Below are 2,643 nucleotides of genomic sequence, written 5' to 3'. Positions count from 1 at the left end.
CCCCAACTCCCCCTACTCCCCCCACTCCCCCAACTCCCCCCACTACTTAAAATTAAATGTTTAAATTAAACTTAAACAGCTTTTGCCGTGTTCTTAATTTTTTCTTAACCATTTAATATCAAATTAATACCAGGATGTAATTCCCTAAGTAAGTATTTCTGAAAACTTAAGAGGCAGTATGGCTTTTTTATCCACCATTTTGAATCGTGTTGTTGCCACTTCAGTCATAACCGGGGCTGTTGCATTGAGTCCAATGTTGAGTGCGATCGCTCAAGCTCAAACTTTAAACGGTGCTGGAGCAACATTTCCTGCTCCTCTGTATGAAAAATATGCTCGTGAAGTTAAGAAAAAGTACCCAGACTTAAAAGTTAACTACCAAGCCATTGGTAGTGGTGGTGGTATTCGTCAAACCATTGCGGGAACAGTTGACTTTGGTGGTAGTGATGCAGCGATGAAAGATGATGAAATCGCTAAAGTTAAGAATGGTGTGATCTTAGTACCCACTGCTGGTGGTGCCGTTTCCGTTGTTTATAATTTACCTGGTGTCAACAAATTGAGATTATCTCGTACCACATTACCAGCAATTTTCTCTGGACAAATTAAAAACTGGAATGATCCAAAAATTAAAGGGGATAACCCCGGTGCAAATCTACCAAATAGTCCAATTAAATTTGTAGTTCGCGCTGATGGTAGTGGTACAACATTTATTTTCACCAATCATTTAAGTTCTATTAATGGTTATTTCAAAGGTAGAGTTGGAGCTAATACCGCTCCCAAATGGAATTTACCAAACGTTCTCAAAGGTAAAGGTAATCCTGGTGTAGCTGCTTTAGTGAGAAGCACCCCTGGATCTATTGGTTATGTTGAATATGACTACGCTACTAAAAACAAACTAAATTCAGCAGAAATACAAAATAAGAAAGGAGAATTTGTCGCTCCTTCTTTAGCAGCTGCGAACTCAGCTTTATCAACAGTGAAATTCCCTGATAACTACCGCGTATTTATTGGCGATCCAGGACAAGGTTATCCCATTGTTGGTTTAACTTGGATGATGGTTTACAAAAAGTATCCCACTCCTGCTAAAGCTGAAGCCATGAAAAAATGGATTAACTGGGTACTTAAAGACGGTCAACAGTACAATGATGACCTCAATTACACCAAAATTCCTGGTGATGTTGTGAACCGTGTTTTACAAACAGTAAATAGCAACGTTAAGTAATCTTTACATAAGCATTCAGCCGTTATGTATCAGCTTTCAATGTTGAAATGTAGGTAATTGAAACCTGCTTTTATTTACAAAAGAAGGGAACAGGGAACAGGGAACAGATAAGAAACACTCATTTGCACCAGTTTAAAACTCAGTCAAAAAAAAGATGTTTTTTAAGATGCGTAGCCCGAAAAAAACAGCACTTCGACACCGCTCAGTGACCGTGTCATTATTTCAATCTCATGTTTTTAAACATGAGTTTTTCCTGTTCCCTGCGATGCACTGAGCTTGTCGAAGCGTTGCCCGTTCCCTGTTCCCTCTGAATTGACCATTTCATTGTTTTAGCTGGTTTATGACGGCTATGCGCTTACATCTAATTTACCTGATTTCATAAACTTTTTATTGATCATGTCTAATTCACCTGAATCTCAGAATAATTCACTAAGTTTAAGTGATGGCAATATTGATTTAACATCCACAGGTGGCGTTAATTTCTGGTTTGATAAAGGATTTACATGGCTAGTGTATCTTTTCGCTGGGATTACTATAGCCATCCTCTTTGTCATGACCTGGGTGATTTTCAAGCAAGCAGAACCAGCTATTGGTAAATTTGGACTGGGCTTTTTATGGGGTCAAGATTGGGATACAGGGAATCAAATTTTTGGTGCATTGCCTTACATCTATGGAACTTTGGTCAGTAGTGCGATCGCTGTTTTATTAACTATACCCGTAGGCATATCCATAGCCCTAGTCACCAGTGAAGATTTTTTACCAAATCCAGTCAAAACCACTATAGCTTTCGTCATTGAATTAATTGCCGCTATCCCCAGCGTAATTATTGGTTTATGGGGCATTTTCGTATTTATTCCCGTTATCGCACCCATAGAGAAATGGTTAGGTAGCACCTTTGGGTTTATCCCCCTATTTAACACACAAGACCCCGCCGGCAACAATATGTTAACAGCGGGAATTGTTCTCGCCATTATGACCTTACCCGCAATGGCAGCTATTTCTCGTGATGTTTTAATGGTTATTCCTAAAGAGTTACGTAGCTCATCTATGGCTCTAGGCGGAACTCGTTGGGAAACAATTTTTCGAGTTTTATTACCAGCAGGATTTTCTGGGATGGTCAGCGCAACAATGCTATCCCTGGGCAGGGCATTAGGCGAAACAATGGCTGTCACAATGCTAATTGGTAACTCCGCCCAAATCAGTATATCCCTTCTAGATCCAGCATATAATATTCCCGCAGTCTTAGCCAATGAATTTGCCGAAGCTGAACCGGGCTTACATATTGGGGCATTAGGCTATTTAGGTCTAATTTTATTTGCCTTAACACTAGCTATAAATATTGCGGCTGTATTAATAGTCGAATGGGTTGGCAAAAAAAATAGATAAGTAGGAGAGGCAAGAGGGAACAGGGAACAGGCAAGAGG

Annotated in this window: 2 protein-coding genes; both read left to right on the top strand. The window is 39.8% G+C overall.

What is annotated here, in order from left to right; all coding sequences use genetic code 11:
* The first annotated feature begins 178 nt into the window (after window positions 1-178).
* On the top strand, window positions 179-1,219 hold the full coding sequence (gene pstS / locus FJR37_RS23420; protein ID WP_168467253.1) for a phosphate ABC transporter substrate-binding protein PstS: 1,041 nt from the start codon (window positions 179-181) through the stop codon (window positions 1,217-1,219).
* 396 nt (window positions 1,220-1,615) lie between these two features.
* Window positions 1,616-2,605: a phosphate ABC transporter permease subunit PstC gene (pstC, locus tag FJR37_RS23415; RefSeq protein ID WP_168467252.1), complete on the top strand. Its 990-nt coding sequence runs from the start codon at window positions 1,616-1,618 to the stop codon at window positions 2,603-2,605.
* Window positions 2,606-2,643: the final 38 nt, after the last annotated feature.

Origin of the sequence: Aphanizomenon sp. UHCC 0183, assembly GCF_009712065.1 — a bacterium.
Classification (GTDB): domain Bacteria; phylum Cyanobacteriota; class Cyanobacteriia; order Cyanobacteriales; family Nostocaceae; genus Dolichospermum; species Dolichospermum heterosporum.
This window is presented reverse-complemented; position numbering and strand designations above follow the sequence as displayed.

Excerpts from the sequence above, each read along its gene's own strand:
- pstS (WP_168467253.1), top strand. The coding sequence starts at position 179 with ATGGCTTTTTTATCCACCATTTTGAATCGTGTTGTTGCCACTTCAGTC.
- pstC (WP_168467252.1), top strand. The coding sequence starts at position 1,616 with ATGTCTAATTCACCTGAATCTCAGAATAATTCACTAAGTTTAAGTGAT.